This is a genomic window from Vibrio sp. CCB-PB317 (assembly GCF_022808245.1).
Lineage (GTDB): Bacteria > Pseudomonadota > Gammaproteobacteria > Enterobacterales > Vibrionaceae > Vibrio > Vibrio diabolicus.
Genome location: NZ_JALGNU010000001.1, coordinates 46,327 through 68,731 on the forward strand (window position 1 = coordinate 46,327; position 22,405 = coordinate 68,731).

At 47.3% G+C, this 22,405-nt stretch carries 13 protein-coding genes, 3 tRNA genes and 3 rRNA genes; 6 read left to right on the plus strand and 13 right to left on the minus strand.

What is annotated here, in order from left to right; translation table 11 throughout:
* Positions 1-56 precede the first annotated feature (56 nt).
* Entirely contained in the window at positions 57-2,585 is a 2,529-nt protein-coding gene (locus MTR11_RS00250; RefSeq protein ID WP_005393844.1) for a class I adenylate cyclase, read from the minus strand.
* Between the two features lie 346 nt (positions 2,586-2,931).
* Here MTR11_RS00250 and hemC point away from each other — a divergent pair, with 346 nt between their 5' ends.
* The 4 genes from hemC to MTR11_RS00270 are packed head-to-tail and all read left to right on the plus strand — an operon-like array spanning position 2,932 to position 7,011.
* On the plus strand, positions 2,932-3,870 hold the full coding sequence (gene hemC / locus MTR11_RS00255) for a hydroxymethylbilane synthase (RefSeq protein ID WP_243326859.1): 939 nt from the start codon (positions 2,932-2,934) through the stop codon (positions 3,868-3,870).
* A gap of 2 nt (positions 3,871-3,872) precedes the next feature.
* Positions 3,873-4,601, plus strand: coding sequence for a uroporphyrinogen-III synthase (locus MTR11_RS00260; protein WP_074190035.1), 729 nt, complete (start codon positions 3,873-3,875; stop codon positions 4,599-4,601).
* Between the two features lie 17 nt (positions 4,602-4,618).
* Entirely contained in the window at positions 4,619-5,830 is a 1,212-nt protein-coding gene (locus MTR11_RS00265; RefSeq protein WP_005393850.1) for a uroporphyrinogen-III C-methyltransferase, read from the plus strand.
* Positions 5,830-7,011 (plus strand): heme biosynthesis protein HemY, encoded by a 1,182-nt coding sequence (locus MTR11_RS00270; RefSeq protein WP_005393852.1) that lies wholly within the window; start codon positions 5,830-5,832, stop codon positions 7,009-7,011. Before MTR11_RS00265 ends, MTR11_RS00270 begins: the two co-directional genes overlap by 1 nt.
* Positions 7,012-7,741: 730 nt before the next feature.
* Here MTR11_RS00270 and MTR11_RS00275 read toward each other — a convergent pair.
* From MTR11_RS00275 to trxA, 12 genes are all read right to left on the minus strand, one after another.
* A tRNA-Ser gene (locus tag MTR11_RS00275) sits at positions 7,742-7,832 on the minus strand.
* 70 nt (positions 7,833-7,902) lie between these two features.
* Positions 7,903-8,019 (minus strand): 5S ribosomal RNA (rrf, locus tag MTR11_RS00280).
* Between the two features lie 93 nt (positions 8,020-8,112).
* Positions 8,113-11,002, minus strand: a 23S ribosomal RNA gene (locus MTR11_RS00285).
* Between the two features lie 264 nt (positions 11,003-11,266).
* Positions 11,267-11,342: transfer RNA gene (locus tag MTR11_RS00290), tRNA-Ala, on the minus strand.
* A gap of 45 nt (positions 11,343-11,387) precedes the next feature.
* A tRNA-Ile gene (locus MTR11_RS00295) sits at positions 11,388-11,464 on the minus strand.
* Positions 11,465-11,530: 66 nt separating this feature from the next.
* Positions 11,531-13,083: ribosomal RNA gene (locus tag MTR11_RS00300) — 16S ribosomal RNA — on the minus strand.
* The 16S, 23S and 5S rRNA genes sit together here with 3 tRNA genes alongside, the layout of an rRNA operon.
* A 470-nt stretch (positions 13,084-13,553) precedes the next feature.
* The gene (gene fre, locus MTR11_RS00305) at positions 13,554-14,267 is read right to left on the minus strand and encodes an NAD(P)H-flavin reductase (RefSeq protein ID WP_005398442.1); all 714 of its coding nucleotides are present in this window, start codon (positions 14,265-14,267) and stop codon (positions 13,554-13,556) included.
* 14 nt (positions 14,268-14,281) lie between these two features.
* A complete protein-coding gene (locus MTR11_RS00310; RefSeq protein WP_012841284.1) occupies positions 14,282-14,551 on the minus strand; it encodes a 2Fe-2S iron-sulfur cluster-binding protein in 270 nt (89 codons plus the stop codon).
* Positions 14,548-16,401, minus strand: a complete 1,854-nt coding sequence (gene ubiD / locus MTR11_RS00315; RefSeq protein WP_243326860.1) for a 4-hydroxy-3-polyprenylbenzoate decarboxylase — start codon at positions 16,399-16,401, stop codon at positions 14,548-14,550. The genes MTR11_RS00310 and ubiD overlap by 4 nt, the downstream gene beginning before the upstream one ends.
* A 92-nt stretch (positions 16,402-16,493) precedes the next feature.
* On the minus strand, positions 16,494-17,486 hold the full coding sequence (locus tag MTR11_RS00320; protein WP_243326861.1) for a hypothetical protein: 993 nt from the start codon (positions 17,484-17,486) through the stop codon (positions 16,494-16,496).
* A gap of 105 nt (positions 17,487-17,591) precedes the next feature.
* Positions 17,592-18,851: a transcription termination factor Rho gene (gene rho / locus MTR11_RS00325; protein WP_005378757.1), complete on the minus strand. Its 1,260-nt coding sequence runs from the start codon at positions 18,849-18,851 to the stop codon at positions 17,592-17,594.
* 196 nt (positions 18,852-19,047) lie between these two features.
* Complete coding sequence (gene trxA, locus MTR11_RS00330; RefSeq protein WP_004745500.1) at positions 19,048-19,374, minus strand: thioredoxin TrxA; 327 nt, start codon at positions 19,372-19,374, stop codon at positions 19,048-19,050.
* 111 nt (positions 19,375-19,485) lie between these two features.
* Between trxA and rhlB the strand changes: the two genes are divergently transcribed.
* A complete protein-coding gene (gene rhlB, locus MTR11_RS00335) occupies positions 19,486-20,805 on the plus strand; it encodes an ATP-dependent RNA helicase RhlB (RefSeq protein WP_005397003.1) in 1,320 nt (439 codons plus the stop codon).
* Between the two features lie 19 nt (positions 20,806-20,824).
* On the plus strand, positions 20,825-22,318 hold the full coding sequence (gppA, locus tag MTR11_RS00340; RefSeq protein WP_046874560.1) for a guanosine-5'-triphosphate,3'-diphosphate diphosphatase: 1,494 nt from the start codon (positions 20,825-20,827) through the stop codon (positions 22,316-22,318).
* Positions 22,319-22,405 lie beyond the last annotated feature (87 nt).

The following is a 22,405-nucleotide window of genomic DNA, read 5'->3' on the forward strand; positions in this document are numbered from 1 at the left end:
TCACCAAAACAAAAAGAGCACCGAAGTGCTCTTTTTGTTTATTGATACGGGTTTAATTACGCGTTTACCGCTTTCGTCGGACGATGCGGCGAGCAACCATCATTACGATAAGGGATGATATAAGCATTGCCCTCTTCAGGATGGATAATCTGGTAGTACTGCGGCAGGTTAAAGTTGATAAATTTCGACGCAACACGACTGTCATCTTTTACGGATGTGTAAAAGCTGTTCACAGACGAAATCATCTCGTCTTTGGAGCCACTAAACTGGTGATACACTTCAACTTGGTTTGACTCATCCAACACATAAATATTGAAGCCATCTTCATTATCTTCAAAGAAGAATTGCACCAGACCTTCACTGGCAAAACCATCCACCGCTTCTGGCATTTGATACTCTTGCTCACGATCGAGCATTAATAGCGGCGAGCCTTTAAGTTTGTTAGTAGAAATGCTGCGATAGAAATCAATTGAGTTTTCTAACTTCTGCACCGACACACCACGACGTTCAAAGAACAGCCCGTAAGTTTGGTTACCGAGGCGCATCGCTTTAAAGCGGCGGCGTTTTTCTTGCTCTACTGGCTTCAAGCGTAAGTCGATACATTCCGCTAAAAGCTGGTAGACCATATTACGCATCACACCACGCATGTTCTTCGCATAACAGAACACATCCACCGACTCTGGTGGCAACGCGTCTTGGTGCATTTTGCCCAGAATGGTTTTCAGTGCGTCCAGCATCGCCGTTTCCCCTTTGAAATGCAGCGTACGCACTTCATGCCAGGAGTTACGGTAAACCAAGTCGACACTGCCGACTAAGTTTTTATGTTCCGGACCAAAACTGAAGATATCGGTATTTTTTACATCCACTTTCAGTGAACGGCCCGAAAGCTCTGACGTAGGATCATTTTCAAAGTTGATGAACATCGCTAGCTGGCTTATTTCACATGGGCTCGCTAATGCCTGCATCGTCGGACGGCGCTTACGCAGCGCAAAGGTATTTCGTAAGTCGCTCACCATTTGGTAGAACTTATCGATATCCAGTTGCGCTTCACGCACCACCGCGTGCAAACGAGTCGACTCGGTGATTAAACCATTAAAGAATGCCCAAGAGACTAACTTGCTCAAGTATTCATGATGTTCTAAGTATGGCTGCCCCAAAATGCGGTGCGCGATAAGAGGTTGTTTATAGAGATACCAACCAGACTTGTTCACACCACCATCTTTCACTTCGATGAAGCTTAAATCCGGTTCATGCAAATCAGGGGAAATCTGTGGGTTGAGCAACGTCACTTTGCCCGGCAATACTTCAAAAGCGGCGTAAAGCTTACGCGCCAAAATACTGATGTCTTGCGGGCTGATAGCGGAGGTAATGTCGTTGCGACGCGCAAATTGAATCAAATTACGGTAGCTCTGCATCAACGCATCCAGCAACGCATGATGCACCACTTTTACCTGTTCAACTTTCCAGTTGCGGCGATCATCGAGCTCAGCAACAACGCTAGCATCCCAATCCCATTTTGCAATCATGTCGCTCAGCGCTTCACGGCGCCAAGCCACTGAACCGACATCCGGTTCACGCGACAACTTTTCATGGGTTTTGAGATAGAAGCAACGGCGCACCAAATCCAAACGAGTGTCGTCTTGGATTCGCTCTAAATAGCGAGTCACTTTTTCCAGCATTAAGTAGTACGCATCCATGCCATAGAGGTCTGGCTCATGGGCAAAGAAACGACGCTTGGTGTCGATGCTTAACAGTTGCGTATGCGGGTATTCCCACGAATAAGCTTCAAGCAGAATGGCTTTTAATACCGATTTGTAGGGAGAATCGATACTTTTGTATAGCTGCCACAAGTTCGAGCCGAAGTACTCTTCAGCAGGAATGCGGTTCAATTTGCCAAAGTCGATCCATTCACTACAGTCAATGTAACCTTCACTGCACAATTGAGAAACGTACTCGTCGTAACACTCTTCCATTTCTGGCGGCACGATTTGCCATAATAAACGCTGTCCAGCAATACGCACCGCGCTGCGATAGAATTCATCAAGCAAAAGTAAGTGCTGAGATGAGCCACAGTTATCACCTGTCATCTCTTCAGAATGGTTGCTTCTAAAGCGCTCTTCATCCATTAAGAAGAAGTTCGCCTCCACCCCTTGGCTTTGTGCCCAGTCGGTGATCAGCAAGCATTTATTGGTCAGCAATTCTCGCTCGTCACAATCCATATCTGGCGAAATACACACCCAAATATCCAAATCACTAGAAGTACTTTGACCAATTGATGAGGTACTACCCATGGTGTATAAGCCCAAGATAGCCGGTTTCTCTGCCGTCTTAAGTGGCTGACCAATCGCAAGTTGAATGTCATCAATGAATTGCTGTTGAATGCTATTTAGCGCCAGCCCATGTACACCAAACGGGACATCGGCATCGTAATAGCCAGGAATCACAGGGTGGTTGTAGTTCAACAAGGCAGGAATCAAGTGGAAGACTTGCTGGCTTTGCGAATCCATAAGCGCCAGCGCGCGATCAACTCGCTGCTGATTCAAATTATCTAGTCGCTGAATGATTTTTTGGGTGTAAGCCTGCAAGGGGAATTCCTTGGTTGAACAATCACGAAAATCTGTTGACGTTTTAAACCAAAACGGCCTAAAAACGTGATCAATTTAACACTTTTATTGGTGCGGGTAAAGTTTCACGCCCACGCACGACTCAGGATGCAAAACCATACTTTAGTCACAAAATTAATCGCGCGGTAGTGTCGCTCTTATTACCTATTACTAATAATAGTCCTTAGTCTAATTGAGAATCCAGTCACACTATTTTCATAACGTCATGTAATTCCATTCATAGCTCTCAGAGATAACGAACTAACAGTAAGCATTTCTTGATGAGAATGGTAGGATAAACCCAAATCCAAACAGCATTGAGAAGATCATGACACAATCCACACCGATTCGCATTGCAACTCGAAAAAGCCCTCTTGCTTTATGGCAAGCTTACTTTGTCAAAGACGCCCTTCAAGCCGCTCACCCTGGTTTGGAAGTCGAGTTAGTAACCATGGTGACCAAAGGTGACGTGATTTTAGATACACCGCTAGCAAAAGTTGGCGGCAAAGGCTTATTCGTAAAAGAGCTTGAAGTCGCAATGCTAGAAGGCCGTGCAGACCTTGCCGTTCACTCAATGAAGGACGTGCCCGTCGATTTTCCGGAAGGTCTTGGCCTCGTGACCATTTGTGAACGTGAAGACCCTCGTGATGCTTTCGTCTCCAATACCTATAGCAATATTGATGAACTCCCTCTAGGTGCAGTGGTTGGTACTTGCAGTTTGCGCCGTCAATGCCAACTGAAAGAATATCGTCCAGATATCATCATTAAAGAGCTTCGCGGTAATGTGGGCACTCGCCTTGGTAAACTAGATGCGGGTGAATACGATGCGATCATTCTTGCTGCGGCAGGCCTTAAACGATTGAAGCTTGAAGAGCGTATTCGTAGCTTTATCGAGCCAGAGCAATCATTACCTGCGGTTGGCCAAGGTGCTGTCGGTATTGAGTGCCGCCTTGACGATGAAAGACTACTTAAGCTACTTGAGCCACTTAACCACCAAGACACCGTAGACCGCGTTTTGTGTGAGCGCGCAATGAACCTGACGCTAGAAGGCGGCTGTCAGGTACCTATCGGCAGCTATGCCCTGCTAGATGGCGATAACATTTGGCTACGCGCATTAGTTGGCGAACCAGATGGCAGCGAAATTGTTCGTGGTGAAATCCGTGGCCATCGTAAAGACGGCGAAACGTTAGGAGTGCAGTTAGCCAATGAACTACTGGATAACGGCGCTCGTGAAATCCTAACTAAGCTGTACGCAGATCACGAATAATCATGGCAGTGTTGGTCACTCGGCCGGGAGAGCAAGGCAGCGCGCTTTGCTCTCTGCTCGAAAGGCACGGCATTTCCGCATATCACCATCCTCTGATCGACATTGTCGCCGATCTCACGGACACGCACCTCTCTAAACACCTGCATCAAGCTCAAATTGTTATCGCTGTTAGTCGACATGCCGTGCAATGTGCACAGCAAATCTTAGCCAGCAACGAGACATCATGGCCGAAACAAGCCATTTACCTTGCCGTTGGTCAAAAAACAGCACACTATTTAAGCAAATGTACCCAACAGAAAGTACACTATCCCCAAGTCAGTGATAGTGAACATTTATTGCGACTTCCAGAGCTCAATAATGTGGCCCAACAACAGGTTCTTATCCTTCGTGGGAACGGTGGAAGAGAGCTGATCAAAGATGCATTGGTGAGACGTGGCGCAAAAGTTCACTATAGTGAGACTTACAAGAGAGAATTCATCCCATTCGATCCAGTAAGCTGTGTCTCACTATGGAAAACCCTACAAATTGACCAGATCATCGTCACCAGTGGTGAGCAACTGGATTATTTGTGCAGCCAATTGACGTCAGAGCAATTGACTTGGCTTAATCAACAAGAGTTGTATATCCCCAGTCAGCGTATCGCTGACATCGCACTTCAAAGGGGGTTCACTCGGGTGAGATGCACGGGAAGCGCATCCAACCAAGAATTACTGGCGGCTCTCCAGCCCTAGCTACACAGGATATAGGCATGACAAGTAAAAATAACGACCAAAAAAATAACGATAAAAACCTTTCCGAAGAAACCTCATCGGCACCGCTAGCCGAAAAAAGCACATCGCAGCAGGATGCGGCCCCTAAAAAAGAACAGCCAAAAGTGGCCGAGCCCCCAAAAACAGCCGAGCCAGCCAAAGTCGAATTTGAAGAAAAACAAGGTAAGCGCGGAGTTAAACTAGGCACAGTCGCTATCATCTTATCGATTATTTTTGGCGGTGGCCTCGCATACAAACTGCATCAGCAGCAAGCCGATTACCAAGCGCAGATCGCCCAACTAAAAAGTCAGCTAGAAAGCACTCAAGCTTCCATGAAGCAAGAGCTCAGCCGGGTACAAGAAGAAACCATCGAGAAAGCAACGACCGTGACACACAAAGCGGAAGTGGTACTGGGACAGCAACAGAAGAGCATTGAAAGCTTACAGCTCGCCGTTGCCGATGTGAAAGGTCGTCGACCAAACGACTGGCTACTTGCTGAAGCCGATTACCTCGTCAAATTAGCAGGTCGTAAACTGTTCTTAGAGCATGACGTAGAAAGCGCCACTCAACTAATGGAAAGTGCTGATCAACGCATTGCCGCACTGAATGACCCTAGCCTCGTCAAACTACGTAAAGCAATGGCGAACGATATCACCAAACTTCGTACTATCCCGCTGATTGACCGTGATGGATTGGTACTACGCTTAACTGCTCTGCAACAGCAAGTAGACAAGCTACCTCTCGCCAATGCACTACTCCCAGAAGCAGAAGTCGTAGAGAACACTGAAGTGTCTGAAGATATTGCAAACTGGCAAGATAACTTAATGACCTCTCTGAAGGACTTTTCAGAAAACTTCATTACCTTCCGCACGCGCGATGGTAACGTCATTCCACTGCTTTCTCCTGAGCAACACTTTTACCTAAAAGAAAACATCAAAGCCAAATTGGAGACCGCAATAAAAGCGGTGTACCAAGAGCAAGGTGAAATTTACACCACGTCTCTAAAAACGGCCGACAAATGGGCATTAGCTTTCTTCAACCAAGACGATAATTCCGTTAAAGAGTTCAACAAAACTGTTAACCAGTTAAGCCAGCAAAACATTCAAGTGGAATACCCAACGAAACTGCAAAGTCAGTCTCAACTATCAGATGTCATCCGTGAGCGCCTACGTCGCGAAGTCACAACGATGACAGGTATGGAGGATAAGTAATGTTTCGTCTTATTTTCCTATTTGTTGTACTAGGTGCAGGACTATTTGTTGGCACTCAATTTTCTGGTCAGCAAGGCTATGTACTCATTTCCATCGCTGAGAAAACGATCGAGATGAGCGTAACGACATTGGTCGTATTCGTTATCGCAGCACTCGCAGGTCTTTTTCTACTTGAGTACCTAATTAAAAAGCTAGTTTACGCAAGTTCTACAACATGGAACTACTTCAGCGTGCGCAAAATGCGCCACTCCCGTCGATACACCAATGAAGGCATTATTAAACTCCTAGAAGGAGACTGGAAAGGTGCCGAGAAAAAAGTGACTCGTTGGGCAAATCATCACGATATGCCGCTACTTTGTTACTTAGTTGCGTCTGAAGCTGCTCAAGGTCAAGGCGATAAAGCAAAACGTGATCACTACTTAGAGCTAGCAAGCCAGCAAGAGAATGCTCATCTCGCAGTAGAGCTGACTCGAGCGAAACAATTTATCCGCGACAACGAGTTCGAGGCTGCTTTCGATACTTTGCAATCGTTAAAAGGTCAGTATGCGAGTAATTCGATTGTATTGAACTTGCTGAAAACAACGTACATGCAGCTAAAATTGTGGCAACCTCTTATTGACCTCTTGCCACAATTAACCAAAGCAAAACTCATCACGGAAGAAGAACATGCAGAGCTGATTCAAAAGGCGCAGTGCGGCTTACTCCATGAAGTAGCGCAACAACAGGGTAGCGAAGGGCTTATCTCTCATTGGAATGGCCTTGCACGCAAAGTAAAACAAGACACACACCTAGTCGCCTGTTTTGCTCGTGAGTTGATAGCCCGGAAAGCAGATGCTGAAGCCTTTACTGTACTAAAAGAAGCATTGAAAAAACAACCGGCTCCTGAGCTTTATCAACTACTGCCAGATCTAAACCTGCCAGATATCCACCCTGTCGTGGTTTTCTTAGAGGGAGTAGTGAAGAAAGAGCCAGATAACGCCGCAGCGCATAGCGCATTAGCGCACTTCTATTTCCGTCAAGAGAAGTGGCAAGAAGCCCAAGACCACTTTGAGATCGCCTTAAAGCTTCGCTCTGACGTCTCTGATTATGCATTCCTAGCAGATACACTAGAGAAGCAGAATCTAACTAAAGCCGCTCACGAAGTCTCTCGTAAAGCTCTCACGCTCGTCCAGAACGACTAAGTAGCAGTCATCTAACCAAGCCGGCAGTTTACTGTCGGCTTTTTATTGCCTGTCACTCATCAACACTCCACAAACCTGCAATATCCACTAGAGCTAATGCCCTGCAATCGCCTGAACTTCATTGGGAAGCCCTAGCAAAGCTTCCTTAATTCGTTCCAAGCAGCACTCCATTAAGCCCAATAAAATCCTCTAAAAATAGCTTGCACACTTTCTTCAAGGCGAACAACCAAATATAAGTTTCTAGGAAGGAGCTCTACTAACAAAATACAGGTAACTTGAAATAGTGCAGAAAGCAAAAATAGGTACATAAGCTCCGATACTCTCCATTCTCTTCAATGAAGGACTGTCTCCTATACAATACTTAGACCGTGTTTATTGTACCAACTAGAGCAAGATAGCGAATAGCTATTAGGTAACACTAAGAGCGCTAACGCACGTAATATAGAGTAAAGGCAAGTCTCTTGTTAACAGAAACACTTCACCCTTAGAGGTAGGAATGCCAATACTCAGACTTGATGGCTCTCGTTAGAAGATAAAGTTATAGACTTCTGTCGCTGCACAACCCGTGGATAACGAGAACGCGCTTAAAGCAAGGCTTCTCAAGTGACATAGTGCAGGGATACCTAGTCCGGGGATACGATCAGCTAAGGGATTGATTCCAGTCCTTAACGAATTTCCAAGCGTCAGAAACGAAGAAAGCCTCGCTATTTCTAGCGAGGCTTCTGAATAGTGGCGGAGAGATAGGGATTTGAACCCTAGATACGCTATTAACGTATGCCGGTTTTCAAGACCGGTGCTTTCAACCACTCAGCCATCTCTCCACAAATTGTCATCAACAGATTAGTACACCGATGATGTTGTTACTTGTCTATGCAAATAACGATATTTAAAGCCTGGCGATGTCCTACTCTCACATGGGGAAGCCCCACACTACCATCGGCGCTATTTCGTTTCACTTCTGAGTTCGGCATGGAAATCAGGTGGGTCCAAAACGCTATGGTCGCCAAGCAAATTCTTTAATTCGGAAAGCTGTTTCTTAATTCTCGTTCTTACACATTCAATGTTCTTTCATTGAGTCCATCAAAACCCCTTGGGTGTTGTATGGTTAAGCCTCACGGGCAATTAGTACAGGTTAGCTCAACGCCTCACAACGCTTACACACCCTGCCTATCAACGTCGTAGTCTACGACAACCCTTTAGGATACTTAAAGTATCAGGGAGAACTCATCTCAAGGCTCGCTTCCCGCTTAGATGCTTTCAGCGGTTATCGATCCCGAACTTAGCTACCGGGCAATGCGTCTGGCGACACAACCCGAACACCAGAGGTTCGTCCACTCCGGTCCTCTCGTACTAGGAGCAGCCCCTTTCAATTCTCCAACGCCCACGGCAGATAGGGACCGAACTGTCTCACGACGTTCTAAACCCAGCTCGCGTACCACTTTAAATGGCGAACAGCCATACCCTTGGGACCGACTTCAGCCCCAGGATGTGATGAGCCGACATCGAGGTGCCAAACACCGCCGTCGATATGAACTCTTGGGCGGTATCAGCCTGTTATCCCCGGAGTACCTTTTATCCGTTGAGCGATGGCCCTTCCATTCAGAACCACCGGATCACTATGACCTGCTTTCGCACCTGCTCGAATTGTCATTCTCGCAGTCAAGCGGGCTTATGCCATTGCACTAACCTCACGATGTCCAACCGTGATTAGCCCACCTTCGTGCTCCTCCGTTACGCTTTGGGAGGAGACCGCCCCAGTCAAACTACCCACCAGGCACTGTCCGCAACCCCGATAAGGGGTCGACGTTAGAACATCAACACTACAAGGGTGGTATTTCAAGGACGGCTCCACGCAATCTAGCGACTGCGCTTCAAAGCCTCCCACCTATCCTACACATGTAGGGTCAATGTTCAGTGCCAAGCTGTAGTAAAGGTTCACGGGGTCTTTCCGTCTAGCCGCGGGTACACTGCATCTTCACAGCGATTTCAATTTCACTGAGTCTCGGGTGGAGACAGCGTGGCCATCATTACGCCATTCGTGCAGGTCGGAACTTACCCGACAAGGAATTTCGCTACCTTAGGACCGTTATAGTTACGGCCGCCGTTTACCGGGGCTTCGATCAAGAGCTTCGACCGAAGTCTAACCCCATCAATTAACCTTCCGGCACCGGGCAGGCGTCACACCGTATACGTCATCTTGCGATTTTGCACAGTGCTGTGTTTTTAATAAACAGTTGCAGCCACCTGGTATCTGCGACTCTCAATAGCTCCATCCGCGAGGGACTTCACCGTCGAGAGCGTACCTTCTCCCGAAGTTACGGTACCATTTTGCCTAGTTCCTTCACCCGAGTTCTCTCAAGCGCCTTGGTATTCTCTACCCGACCACCTGTGTCGGTTTGGGGTACGATTCCTTACAATCTGAAGCTTAGAGGCTTTTCCTGGAAGCATGGCATCAATGACTTCACATCCGTAGATGCTCGACGTCGTGTCTCAGCCTTAAGAAGAGCCGGATTTACCTAACTCTTCAGCCTACGCACTTGAACCTGGACAACCGTCGCCAGGCCCACCTAGCCTTCTCCGTCCCCCCATCGCAATTGTAAGAAGTACGGGAATATTAACCCGTTTCCCATCGACTACGCCTTTCGGCCTCGCCTTAGGGGTCGACTTACCCTGCCCCGATTAACGTTGGACAGGAACCCTTGGTCTTCCGGCGAGGAGGTTTTTCACCCCCTTTATCGTTACTCATGTCAGCATTCGCACTTCTGATACGTCCAGCATGCGTTACCACACACCTTCAACCGCTTACAGAACGCTCCCCTACCCAATGCACTAAAGTGCATTGCCGCAGCTTCGGTTTACTACTTAGCCCCGTTACATCTTCCGCGCAGGCCGACTCGACCAGTGAGCTATTACGCTTTCTTTAAATGATGGCTGCTTCTAAGCCAACATCCTGGCTGTCTGAGCCTTCCCACATCGTTTCCCACTTAGTAGTAATTTGGGACCTTAGCTGGCGGTCTGGGTTGTTTCCCTCTCCACGACGGACGTTAGCACCCGCCGTGTGTCTCCCGGATAGTACTTACTGGTATTCGGAGTTTGCAAAGGGTTGGTAAGTCGGGATGACCCCCTAGCCTTAACAGTGCTCTACCCCCAGTAGTATTCGTCCGAGGCGCTACCTAAATAGCTTTCGGGGAGAACCAGCTATCTCCAGGTTTGATTGGCCTTTCACCCCTAGCCACAAGTCATCCGCTAATTTTTCAACATTAGTCGGTTCGGTCCTCCAGTTGATGTTACTCAACCTTCAACCTGCCCATGGCTAGATCACCTGGTTTCGGGTCTATATCCAGAGACTGAACGCCCAGTTAAGACTCGGTTTCCCTACGGCTCCCCTAGATGGTTAACCTTGCCACTGAATATAAGTCGCTGACCCATTATACAAAAGGTACGCAGTCACAGGACAAGCCTGCTCCTACTGCTTGTACGTACACGGTTTCAGGTTCTATTTCACTCCCCTCACAGGGGTTCTTTTCGCCTTTCCCTCACGGTACTGGTTCACTATCGGTCAGTCAGTAGTATTTAGCCTTGGAGGATGGTCCCCCCATATTCAGACAGGATATCACGTGTCCCGCCCTACTCGATTTCACTGAATATGCGTCGTCAGTTACGGGGCTATCACCCTGTATCGCCAAGCTTTCCAGCTTGTTCACCTAACGCCTATAAAGCTTAAGGGCTAGTCCAATTTCGCTCGCCGCTACTTTCGGAATCTCGGTTGATTTCTTTTCCTCGGGGTACTTAGATGTTTCAGTTCCCCCGGTTCGCCTCGTTATGCTATGTATTCACATAACGATACTTACTTATGTAAGTGGGTTTCCCCATTCGGAAATCCCAGACTCAAGTGGTTTTTACTACCTAATCTGGGCTTATCGCAAGTTAATACGTCCTTCATCGCCTCTGACTGCCAAGGCATCCACCGTGTACGCTTAGTCACTTAACCATACAACCCGAAGGAGTTTCGAGTTGATAATCAAATCACCAAAGTTGTCTCTCATTATTTGAATGAGCGAGAGACATTCGATTTTGCCGGACTCAAATTCCAAGAACACTTGAATGTGTTATTAGTTGTATTCATAAATGAATACTTTGAGAACTTTACAAACAACAATAAATTGTTGTTTTGTCAGCTTTCCAAATTGTTAAAGAGCTAATTACTTCAAAGAAGTAACCATTTTTAAAAGCACTCATTGAATGCGCTTAAAGATGGTGGAGCTATGCGGGATCGAACCGCAGACCTCCTGCGTGCAAGGCAGGCGCTCTCCCAGCTGAGCTATAGCCCCATCAAGGTGTGTCGATACTGTATGCCAATTCCTTGGGAAGGAAATTGGTGGGTCTGAGTGGACTCGAACCACCGACCTCTCGCTTATCAGGCGAACGCTCTAACCACCTGAGCTACAGACCCAGTATCGTCTCTTTACTTTATAAACCGTATCAATCTGTGTGAACACTCATCGCAATAATCATCGTATAAGGAGGTGATCCAGCGCCAGGTTCCCCTAGCGCTACCTTGTTACGACTTCACCCCAGTCATGAACCACAAAGTGGTAAGCGTCCCCCCGAAGGTTAAACTACCTACTTCTTTTGCAGCCCACTCCCATGGTGTGACGGGCGGTGTGTACAAGGCCCGGGAACGTATTCACCGTGGCATTCTGATCCACGATTACTAGCGATTCCGACTTCATGGAGTCGAGTTGCAGACTCCAATCCGGACTACGACGCACTTTTTGGGATTCGCTCACTTTCGCAAGTTGGCCGCCCTCTGTATGCGCCATTGTAGCACGTGTGTAGCCCTACTCGTAAGGGCCATGATGACTTGACGTCGTCCCCACCTTCCTCCGGTTTATCACCGGCAGTCTCCCTGGAGTTCCCGACATTACTCGCTGGCAAACAAGGATAAGGGTTGCGCTCGTTGCGGGACTTAACCCAACATTTCACAACACGAGCTGACGACAGCCATGCAGCACCTGTCTCAGAGTTCCCGAAGGCACCAATCCATCTCTGGAAAGTTCTCTGGATGTCAAGAGTAGGTAAGGTTCTTCGCGTTGCATCGAATTAAACCACATGCTCCACCGCTTGTGCGGGCCCCCGTCAATTCATTTGAGTTTTAATCTTGCGACCGTACTCCCCAGGCGGTCTACTTAACGCGTTAGCTCCGAAAGCCACGGCTCAAGGCCACAACCTCCAAGTAGACATCGTTTACGGCGTGGACTACCAGGGTATCTAATCCTGTTTGCTCCCCACGCTTTCGCATCTGAGTGTCAGTATCTGTCCAGGGGGCCGCCTTCGCCACCGGTATTCCTTCAGATCTCTACGCATTTCACCGCTACACCTGAAATTCTACCCCCCTCTACAGTACTCTAGTCTGCCAGTTTCAAATGCTATTCCGAGGTTGAGCCCCGGGCTTTCACATCTGACTTAACAAACCACCTGCATGCGCTTTACGCCCAGTAATTCCGATTAACGCTCGCACCCTCCGTATTACCGCGGCTGCTGGCACGGAGTTAGCCGGTGCTTCTTCTGTCGCTAACGTCAAATAATGCAGCTATTAACTACACTACCTTCCTCACGACTGAAAGTGCTTTACAACCCGAAGGCCTTCTTCACACACGCGGCATGGCTGCATCAGGCTTGCGCCCATTGTGCAATATTCCCCACTGCTGCCTCCCGTAGGAGTCTGGACCGTGTCTCAGTTCCAGTGTGGCTGATCATCCTCTCAGACCAGCTAGGGATCGTCGCCTTGGTGAGCCCTTACCTCACCAACTAGCTAATCCCACCTAGGCATATCCTGACGCGAGAGGCCCGAAGGTCCCCCTCTTTGGCCCGTAGGCATCATGCGGTATTAGCCATCGTTTCCAATGGTTATCCCCCACATCAGGGCAATTTCCTAGGCATTACTCACCCGTCCGCCGCTCGACGCCGTTATCGTTCCCCGAAGGTTCAGATAACTCGTTTCCGCTCGACTTGCATGTGTTAGGCCTGCCGCCAGCGTTCAATCTGAGCCATGATCAAACTCTTCAATTTAAGATTTTGTTCGGCTCAATGAATACTGAACATTACATAAGTAATGTTTGAATTGACTGTGCTGAATCCGAAGATTCAATGGTCACTTCGTTTCATTGAAACCTAATTTGAAACCGAAGTTTCTAATTGGATTATCATCAACGAGTGCCCACACAGATTGATAGGTCTATATTGTTAAAGAGCTTGCTTTGCGAGAAGCTTTTCTCTCAAAGCGGAGGTGCATTCTAGCGATTTAATTGACAGTGTCAAACACTTTTTCAATTTTATTTTCGTAGAAGCTTTTACCTCTCCGACTCTGCTGAAGCCTTATCGCGTCTGCCGTGTCGGTGGATGCGCATTATAGGGAACTCAGATCCGTTCGCAACCCTTTTTTGGAAAAAAATGGAAAAAACTGACTGTTCGATGACTATTTCATCAAAAAAGCAAAAAAGAGGGTAAAAAACCCTCTTTTTCAGCCTCAAAAGTCGTATTTAAATGAATGCGTACGCGTCTGCGAACATACGTTCGCTCTTCGCTTTCTTGTTCTGAGTGAACTGTTCACGTGCTGCTCCAGCCATTTCGAAACGACCTGCAATATAGATATCGTAGTTTTCTAAGCTTTCGAAATCTTCACTCACCGCTTGTAGCACGTTACCAACCTTACCTTGCCAATCAGCAGGTGCTTCTTCTACTACTGGAACAAAGTGAACGTTAGTAAACTTATCGGCGATCTCGACCAGTTCTTCTTTTGCATAAAGTTGGCAGTTATCGCGCGCACCCCAATATAGATAGATAGGGTTGGTTTTATTCTGCGCGACGCAGTGATCCAGAATCGAGCGCACGTAACTAAAACCTGTACCACCAGCAATTAATAATAGTGGACGTTCACTTTCTTCTTGAACCCAAGCATCACCATGCGGGGCATCAATTTCAATCTGACCATCAGTTTCAAGCGCCGCTTGCATTGCTTCGACAACTTCTTGAGCGTAAGCGTTGTGTTCCGCCGCACCGATATGCAGTTCAAGTTCACCTTCATGACGGCAAGGGCTGCTCGCGATAGAGAAAGGACGTTTGTCTTTTTCACCCATCACTACCATCAGGTACTGACCCGCTTTAAAAGGCACTGGTGATTCTGGGTGAAGAAGGATTTGGTAAGTATTACAAGCTAACGGCTGAATAGACTTTACTTTACATTGGATGGTCATGGTGTTCCTCTCGCTTACTCATCAAAAGTAAGCACTAAATTACTTTCTGTATAGGCTTGGCAAGGGAATATCCAACCTTGCTGTTGCTCTTTTTCGGTTAGCATCGGTTCGAGGTGGTAATTCACCTCGCCCGTTAGCTTTTTACACATGCACATGGCGCAAGCGCCAACTTGGCAACGGTGAGGGAAGCGAATATTGTTGTTGAGCGCAGCTTCCAACACCGTCTCCCCTTCTTTTACTGGAAACGTAACGTCCATTGGTAGAAGGTGGACTTGATGACTCATAGAATACCTAACTGGTCCCAAATCTCATCGATTTTAGCCACAAGTTTAGGATCTTTTTTGATAGGCGTACCCCACTCGCGCGTGACTTCAGATTCGAACTTGTTGGTCGCATCCAATCCTAATTTGGATGAACTCTCAGTATTACCACGCACTTGAGCTGTGTCTCTATCTGGGTCCATTCGAGTTGTCACAGCCCAAATGATGTCATTCCAATCTCGTGCATTGACGTCATCGTCGCACAAGATAATGAATTTGTTATCCGCGTACTGAGCAAAGAAACCCCATAAATATTCCATCAATTCTTGAGATTGACCGGCTTGGTCTTTCTTCATGGTCACAACAGCAAATTGGTTGTTTGCTGTGGCTGGTAGATAGACATCAACAATCTCAGGACGTTGCTGTTTTAATGCATCCAGATCCGCTTCGTTAATCGCTTTATTGTCACGCTCAGTAACCTTGGTTCGTGTCGCGAGTTCAGCATCCCATTTAATGGTCGCATCCAAGCCCATCTTAGAGCCAAGCCCAACCACTGGCGAAGCAAAGTCGAGCGAGTCGATTGGCGTGTTGTCTATCATCAAGGTATCACGTACAGGATCCATATGCTCTGACATGGCTTTAACGACATCATTCCAATCTCGCGCGTTTACCGATTCATCGCACACAATAACAAACTTGGTGTACATGAATTGACGTAAGAAAGACCACACACCCATCATTACGCGCTTGGCATGTCCTGGGTACTGCTTCTTCATAGTGACGACTGCCATTCGGTACGAACAACCTTCTGGCGGTAGATAGAAGTCTTCGATCTCTGGGAACTGCTTTTGCAGAATCGGCACAAACACTTCGTTTAATGCCACACCCAATACAGCAGGTTCATCTGGCGGACGACCTGTGTAGGTACTGTGATAGATTGGGTCTTTACGCATAGTAATGTGCGTAATGGTAAACACGTGGTGCTTTTCTTTTTCATTATAGTAACCAGTGTGATCACCATATGGGCCTTCATCAGCAAACTCGTTCGGGTCGATAAAGCCCTCCATGACGATTTCCGCGCTTGCTGGCACTTCTAAATCATTGCTGACTGACTTCACGACTTCAGTTTTGCTGCCACGTAGCAAACCTGCAAATGCGTATTCCGATAGCGTATCTGGCACTGGTGTTACTGCGCCAAGAATGGTTGCTGGGTCTGCACCAAACGCGACCGAAACTGGGAAAGGTTTACCTGGATTGGTTTCCATCCAATCGCGCAGGTCAAGCGCACCACCACGGTGAGCTAACCAACGCATGATGATTTTGTTCTTGGCGATTTTCTGTTGGCGGTAAATACCTAGGTTCTGACGTTTCTTGTTTGGACCTTTGGTCACGGTTAAGCCCCACGTGAGCAGTGGTGCAACATCTTCTGCCCAACAGCTCATTACCGGGACTTTATCCAAATCGACTTCGTCCCCCTGCCAAACAACCTCTTGGCACGCCGCTTTGCGCAGACGCTTGGCTGGCATGTTCAATACTTGCTTGAACACTGGCAATTTTTCCAATGCGTCTTTGAAGCCTTTTGGTGGCTCAGGTTCTTTTAAATAAGCCAGCAGTTTACCAACTTCGCGCAGTTCTTTTACGTCTTCGCGTCCCATACCTATCGCGACACGCTCTGGCGTACCAAATAAGTTAGTCAGAACGGGGACGTTGTAGCCGATCGGATTCTCGAATAACAAGGCAGGGCCACCAGCACGCAAGGTGCGGTCACTGATTTCTGTCATTTCGTAAGCGGGATCGACAGGGTGAGCAATGCGTTTAAGTCGACCTTTCTGTTCTAGGTGGTCGATAAATTCGCGTAAATCCTTAAAACTCATAGGCCTTCATGACTGGCTGATTAAACTGTCCGCAGTATAACAAATAGGAGGACGCTAAGATCCTCCTATTTTGTGTGGGTATGTGAGCCAGATTACTTTAATACTTGCTCTATCTGCCGAGTCTTCACTTGATGGTTGTTAGAGACTAACTCTTCCAACCAGGTTTGATGCCCTTGCTGCGCCAGCTCTCGAGCGACCATGGTAGCTTCTTCCGATAGTGCCATTTTGCTCACTAGAAACTGTTTCACTTGCGGAGATAAAGGGTTGGATTTTGTGAGTAGACTAATGGCTTCTGGTTTGAGTGACGGATTGACGGTGGAGTTCATCAATTGCTGAATTGAAAAAACGTCCCCAACCGTAGCTAAACGCTCGAGTTCGGACTGGCTGTTGTAATCCGCTCTCATCCGCCAGAGTAAGTTGTACACTTCCTCATCTTGACTTACTTGCGCTAATCTCACGATCACGGCTGTCGATGGTAGCCAACTGGTCACATTCGCTTTGGTCAACTGAGTGGTTAATGCGGCAAGCGCATGCGGTGATAAGCTGTCCAACTCTCGAATCAAGAGTGCTTCACGCGCTTGAGCTTGTTGAGATTGCCCTGTAAGCCATTGCTTTAAGTCGAGCTCTTTTCGCTCAGCTTGTAGTACAAAGTCCAAGGTACTTTGGTCTTGCTTCCAACGCTTAATCAAGCGGCTCGCAATGGCAGGAAAGTTAAAGGCAGGCACACTAAACTCATACCCGTCCCCTCGCTCTAGAACCTGATAAGTAGGAGTCATACGGATCTGAGACTCAACAAACAGAGCCATTCTAGGCGTGAGAATCACATCTTGCTTCTCAAGCTTTTCCAATAACCGAAAACGCACGACCTCTTGTTGAGGTAAAGCTAGTCGATCAAGGGCAAATTTAAGCGAGTCGACCTCATCCCTGACAACGTAATCAAGCAGTTCAGAGACTTTAGCCTGTATTTGAGTATCCTGAAGCCACTGTTCTACTACAGACTCCTGCATTTCCTTGGCAGATAACGTCGCGGGTAGTGTGAGAAGTGACAAGCTCAGGAGTAATGACGACAACATTCCTTGTTGCATGTTAACCTCCCGATAACATTTCTCCTCATTCTGATGCTTCCATCGGGAGAAAGCAACAAAAAAGCCACCGTTAACGGTGGCTTTTTTAGAATAAGGACTCAGCTATTACTGACGACGCATCGCATCGAAGAACTCATCGTTGGTCTTCGTCATCGCTAGCTTATCAATGAGGAATTCCATCGCGTCGATTTCGCCCATTGGGTGAACGATCTTACGCAGAATCCACATTTTCTGTAGTTCATCAGTCTTCGTCAGTAGCTCTTCACGACGTGTACCTGAACGGTTGAAGTCAATCGCAGGGAATACACGCTTCTCAGCAATCTTACGGTTCAAGTGCAGTTCCATGTTACCTGTACCCTTGAACTCTTCGTAGATAACTTCATCCATCTTAGAACCAGTATCTACTAGTGCCGTTGCGATGATCGTTAGGCTACCGCCCTCTTCAACATTACGTGCTGCACCAAAGAAACGCTTAGGACGGTGTAGTGCGTTTGCATCCACACCACCTGTCAGTACTTTACCTGATGAAGGTACTACGGTGTTGTAAGCACGAGCGAGACGAGTGATAGAGTCAAGCAGGATAACCACGTCTTTCTTGTGTTCAACAAGACGTTTCGCTTTCTCGATTACCATTTCCGCTACTTGTACGTGACGAGATGCTGGCTCATCGAAAGTCGACGCGACTACTTCACCTTTAACTAGACGCTGCATCTCTGTTACTTCTTCTGGACGTTCGTCGATAAGAAGTACCATCAACTCACACTCAGGGTGGTTGTATGCGATGCTTTGAGCAATATTTTGCAGAAGCATTGTCTTACCCGCTTTTGGCGGAGCAACAATCAGACCACGTTGACCTTTACCGATAGGCGATGCCAAATCTAAAACACGTGCTGTGATGTCTTCTGTAGAACCGTTACCACGCTCCATTACCATGCGTTCATTTGCATGCAGAGGGGTAAGGTTTTCAAATAGGATCTTGTTACGAGCGTTGTCTGGTTTGTCGTCGTTAACGGTATTGACTTTTAGAAGGGCAAAGTAGCGTTCACCGTCTTTTGGTGGACGAATTTTACCAGCGATAGAGTCACCAGTACGTAGGTTAAAGCGACGAATCTGACTTGGTGATACGTAGATATCGTCCGGACCCGCAAGGTATGAACTATCTGCACTGCGTAGGAAACCAAAGCCGTCTTGCAGAATTTCCAGAACCCCATCGCCAAAGATGTCTTCGCCGCCTTTAGCGTGCGCTTTTAAAATCGCGAAGATGATGTCTTGTTTTCTTAAGCGAGCTAGGTTCTCTAATCCTAAGCTTTCGCCCAGTTTTACAAGGTCAGACACAGGTCTGTTCTTCAGTTCGGTAAGGTTCATGGTGGTGGATTCTTGTTTAGTCAAAATAAGATCTGTTTTCTAGTTAAGATGGATTTGGTCTCAGGATCGACCAAGAAGAGAAATTTGTTCAATTAACGCGCGATAAGTTAGCACTAATTAGTATTCTAGTCCAGAGTTAGAAAAACAAAACCGTGCGTTGTTACTTTGCACGGTTTTATCTGTAATCACTTGGTGATTATAAGTTTGCGTCCAAAAACTCTTTTAGTTGAGTTTTAGACAGAGCACCAACTTTCGTTGCCGCTACGTTGCCGTCTTTGAATAGCAGTAGCGTTGGAATGCCGCGAATACCAAACTTAGGTGGTGTACCTGCGTTATGGTCGATGTTTAGTTTACCGATAGTGAGTTTGCCTTCGTACTCGTCTGCGATTTCGTCCAGAATAGGAGCGATCATTTTACAAGGACCACACCATTCTGCCCAGAAATCCACTAGAACCGGGCCTGCAGCGTTGATTACATCGTTTTCAAAACCGTCATCAGTTAGCTGCAAAATCTTATCACTCATCTTCCACTCCAATGTGTTTTTCGAAACTGGTTGGATGATAACCAGTAATTAGATGCCCTATTGGAATGTATTTACTTTCGTATTGCAAGCTTTAGCTGATATTCTATAGCCATGAAAAAGACGCATATCACAGAGCAAAAGTTCGCCGATTTGGGCTTAAAGCCCCAAGTTATTGAAGGATTGGACAAAAAAGGGTTCGAATTTTGTACCCCTATCCAAGCCTTGGCGTTGCCGGTCCTGCTCACCGGCCAAGACATCGCAGGCCAGGCCCAAACGGGTACTGGTAAAACGCTCGCGTTTCTTACTGCTACATTCAACCACCTTTTGACGACACCAGAGCATGAAGGTCGTAAACCTACGCAGCCACGCGCAATCATTATGGCGCCAACACGTGAGCTTGCTATTCAGATTTACAATGATGCAGAAGCATTAACTGAAAGCACTGGTCTAAAAACCGCTTTGGCTTACGGTGGTGAAAGCTACGATAAGCAATTGAATAAGCTGCAAGATGGTGTCGATATTCTGATTGGTACGACAGGTCGTATCATCGATTTCTACAAACAGCGCGTATTCAACCTTAACAACATTCAAGCCGTTGTTCTGGATGAAGCCGACCGCATGTTCGATCTTGGCTTTATTAAAGACATTCGCTTCTTGTTCCGTCGTATGCCTGAACCAAAAGAGCGTTTGAACATGCTGTTCTCAGCGACGCTTTCTTACCGTGTTCAAGAACTGGCATTTGAGCACATGAACACTCCTGAGCATGTTGTGGTAGAGCCAGAACAGAAAACTGGTCACCGCATTCAGGAAGAACTTTTCTACCCTTCTAACGAAGATAAAATGGCCCTCCTTCAAACTTTGATTGAAGAAGAATGGCCAGATCGCGCCATCATTTTTGCGAACACGAAACACAAGTGTGAATCGGTTTGGGGTCACTTGGCGGCCGATGGACACCGTGTCGGTCTTCTTACTGGTGATGTACCGCAGAAGAAACGTGAAAAGATTCTTGAGCAATTCACCAAAGGTGATGTCGACATTCTTGTTGCAACTGACGTTGCTGCGCGTGGTCTGCACATTCCTCAAGTGACGCATGTTTTCAACTACGACCTTCCTGACGACTGTGAAGATTACGTTCACCGTATTGGCCGTACAGGTCGTGCTGGTGCAAGCGGCCACTCAATCAGTTTTGCTTGTGAAGAGTACGCAATTAACCTGCCTGCAATCGAAGAATACATTGAGCACACTATCCCAGTTTCAGAATACGATTCGTCAGCGTTGATCCAAGATCTGCCAGCGCCAATTCGTATGCGTGCGCCACGCAACCAACAGCGTCGTACGAATACTGGCGGTACTCGTTCAGGTTCAGGTAACCGCAAGCCGCAAGGACGTCGTCCACGCCAACCGCGTCAATCGGCACCAAAACAATCGTAAAAGGAAACTGAGTTCGTTTATGAGTCAAGCAGGATCATCGCCGCTATACGCCGCCATCGACCTCGGGTCGAACAGTTTTCACATGCTCGTTGTGCGTCATATCGATGGCAGCGTTCAAACAATGGCTAAAATTAAGCGCAAGGTTCGTCTAGCCGCGGGCCTAGATGAACATAATTCTCTTAGTATGGAAGCTATGCAGCGAGGATGGGACTGCTTAAGTCTATTTGCGGAACGCTTGCAGGATATTCCTAAACAAAACATTCGTATTGTCGGCACAGCCACTTTACGTACCGCCACGAATGTAGATGTGTTTCTGGAGAAAGCGAACCAGATTCTTGGTCAACCAATCGACGTTATCTCCGGTGAAGAAGAAGCGGCCACTATCTATAAAGGTGTCGCACACACTTCTGGAGGCAGCGGTCGCCGTCTTGTTGTCGATATCGGTGGCGCAAGTACAGAACTCATCATCGGTGAAGGTTTCGAAGCCAAAGCACTGACCAGTTTAAAAATGGGTTGTGTGACTTGGCTGGAAAACTTCTTTAAAGATCGCCAGTTGAATGCGCGTAACTTTGACGCAGCAATTGAAGGCGCGAAGCAGACAATCCAGCCAATTCTAGAGCGCTATACAGAAATCGGTTGGGATGTGTGCGTTGGCGCATCAGGCACCGTTCAGGCATTGCAAGAGATAATGCTAGCGCAAGGTATGGACGAAGTAATCACTCACTCCAAATTGAAACGCCTGCAGAAGCAAGCCATGTTAGCCGATCATTTAGAAGAGCTCGACATTGAAGGCTTAACGCTTGAGCGTGCATTAGTGTTCCCTAGCGGCCTATCTATTTTGATTGCCGTTTTTGAATTACTGGAAATCGACGCGATGACACTAGCGGGCGGCGCACTACGTGAAGGCTTAGTCTACGAGATGGTTGAAGAGCTACGTCAAGAAGACATCCGTGCTCGCACAATTGCCAGCGTACAAAATCGTTATCAGCTCGATCACCAATACGGTGAACAAGTTGCGACACTGGCAAGCAAACTGTTGGAGCAAGCCGGTGGCGATGAGTGGATTACGGAACCTCAAGGCAAGATATTGCTTGAAACCGCCGCAAAGCTGCATGAAATCGGCTTAACGATCGATTTCAAAAAAGGCGGTGAGCACAGTGCTTACCTACTCCAGAATTTGGATTTACCTGGCTACACTCGCGCGCAGAAGTTCTTTATTGGTGAGATTGCCCGTCGTTATCGAGAACAACTCACCTCACTGCCTGAGCAACACGCGTTATCAGGCTCAAGTGCCAAGCGCGTACTGCGGTTGTTGCGCTTAGCGGTGTTGTTGACTCACCGTCGCAACCAAAACTTAGAGCCAAACGTCGTATTAACGGCTGAAGGTGACAACCTAACCTTAAACATTGATGCACAGTGGCTAGCGGCCAACCCGTTGACCGCCGCTGAGCTAGAAATCGAATCCAACCGTCAAACTGATATCGGTTGGCCATTAACGATTACCTCTGATTAATGGTTGTTATCCCATGACAAAGGCTCCTTCTGGAGCCTTTTTAATACCCGTTATTATCCTATGTACAACTCATAGAGTTTTGAGACA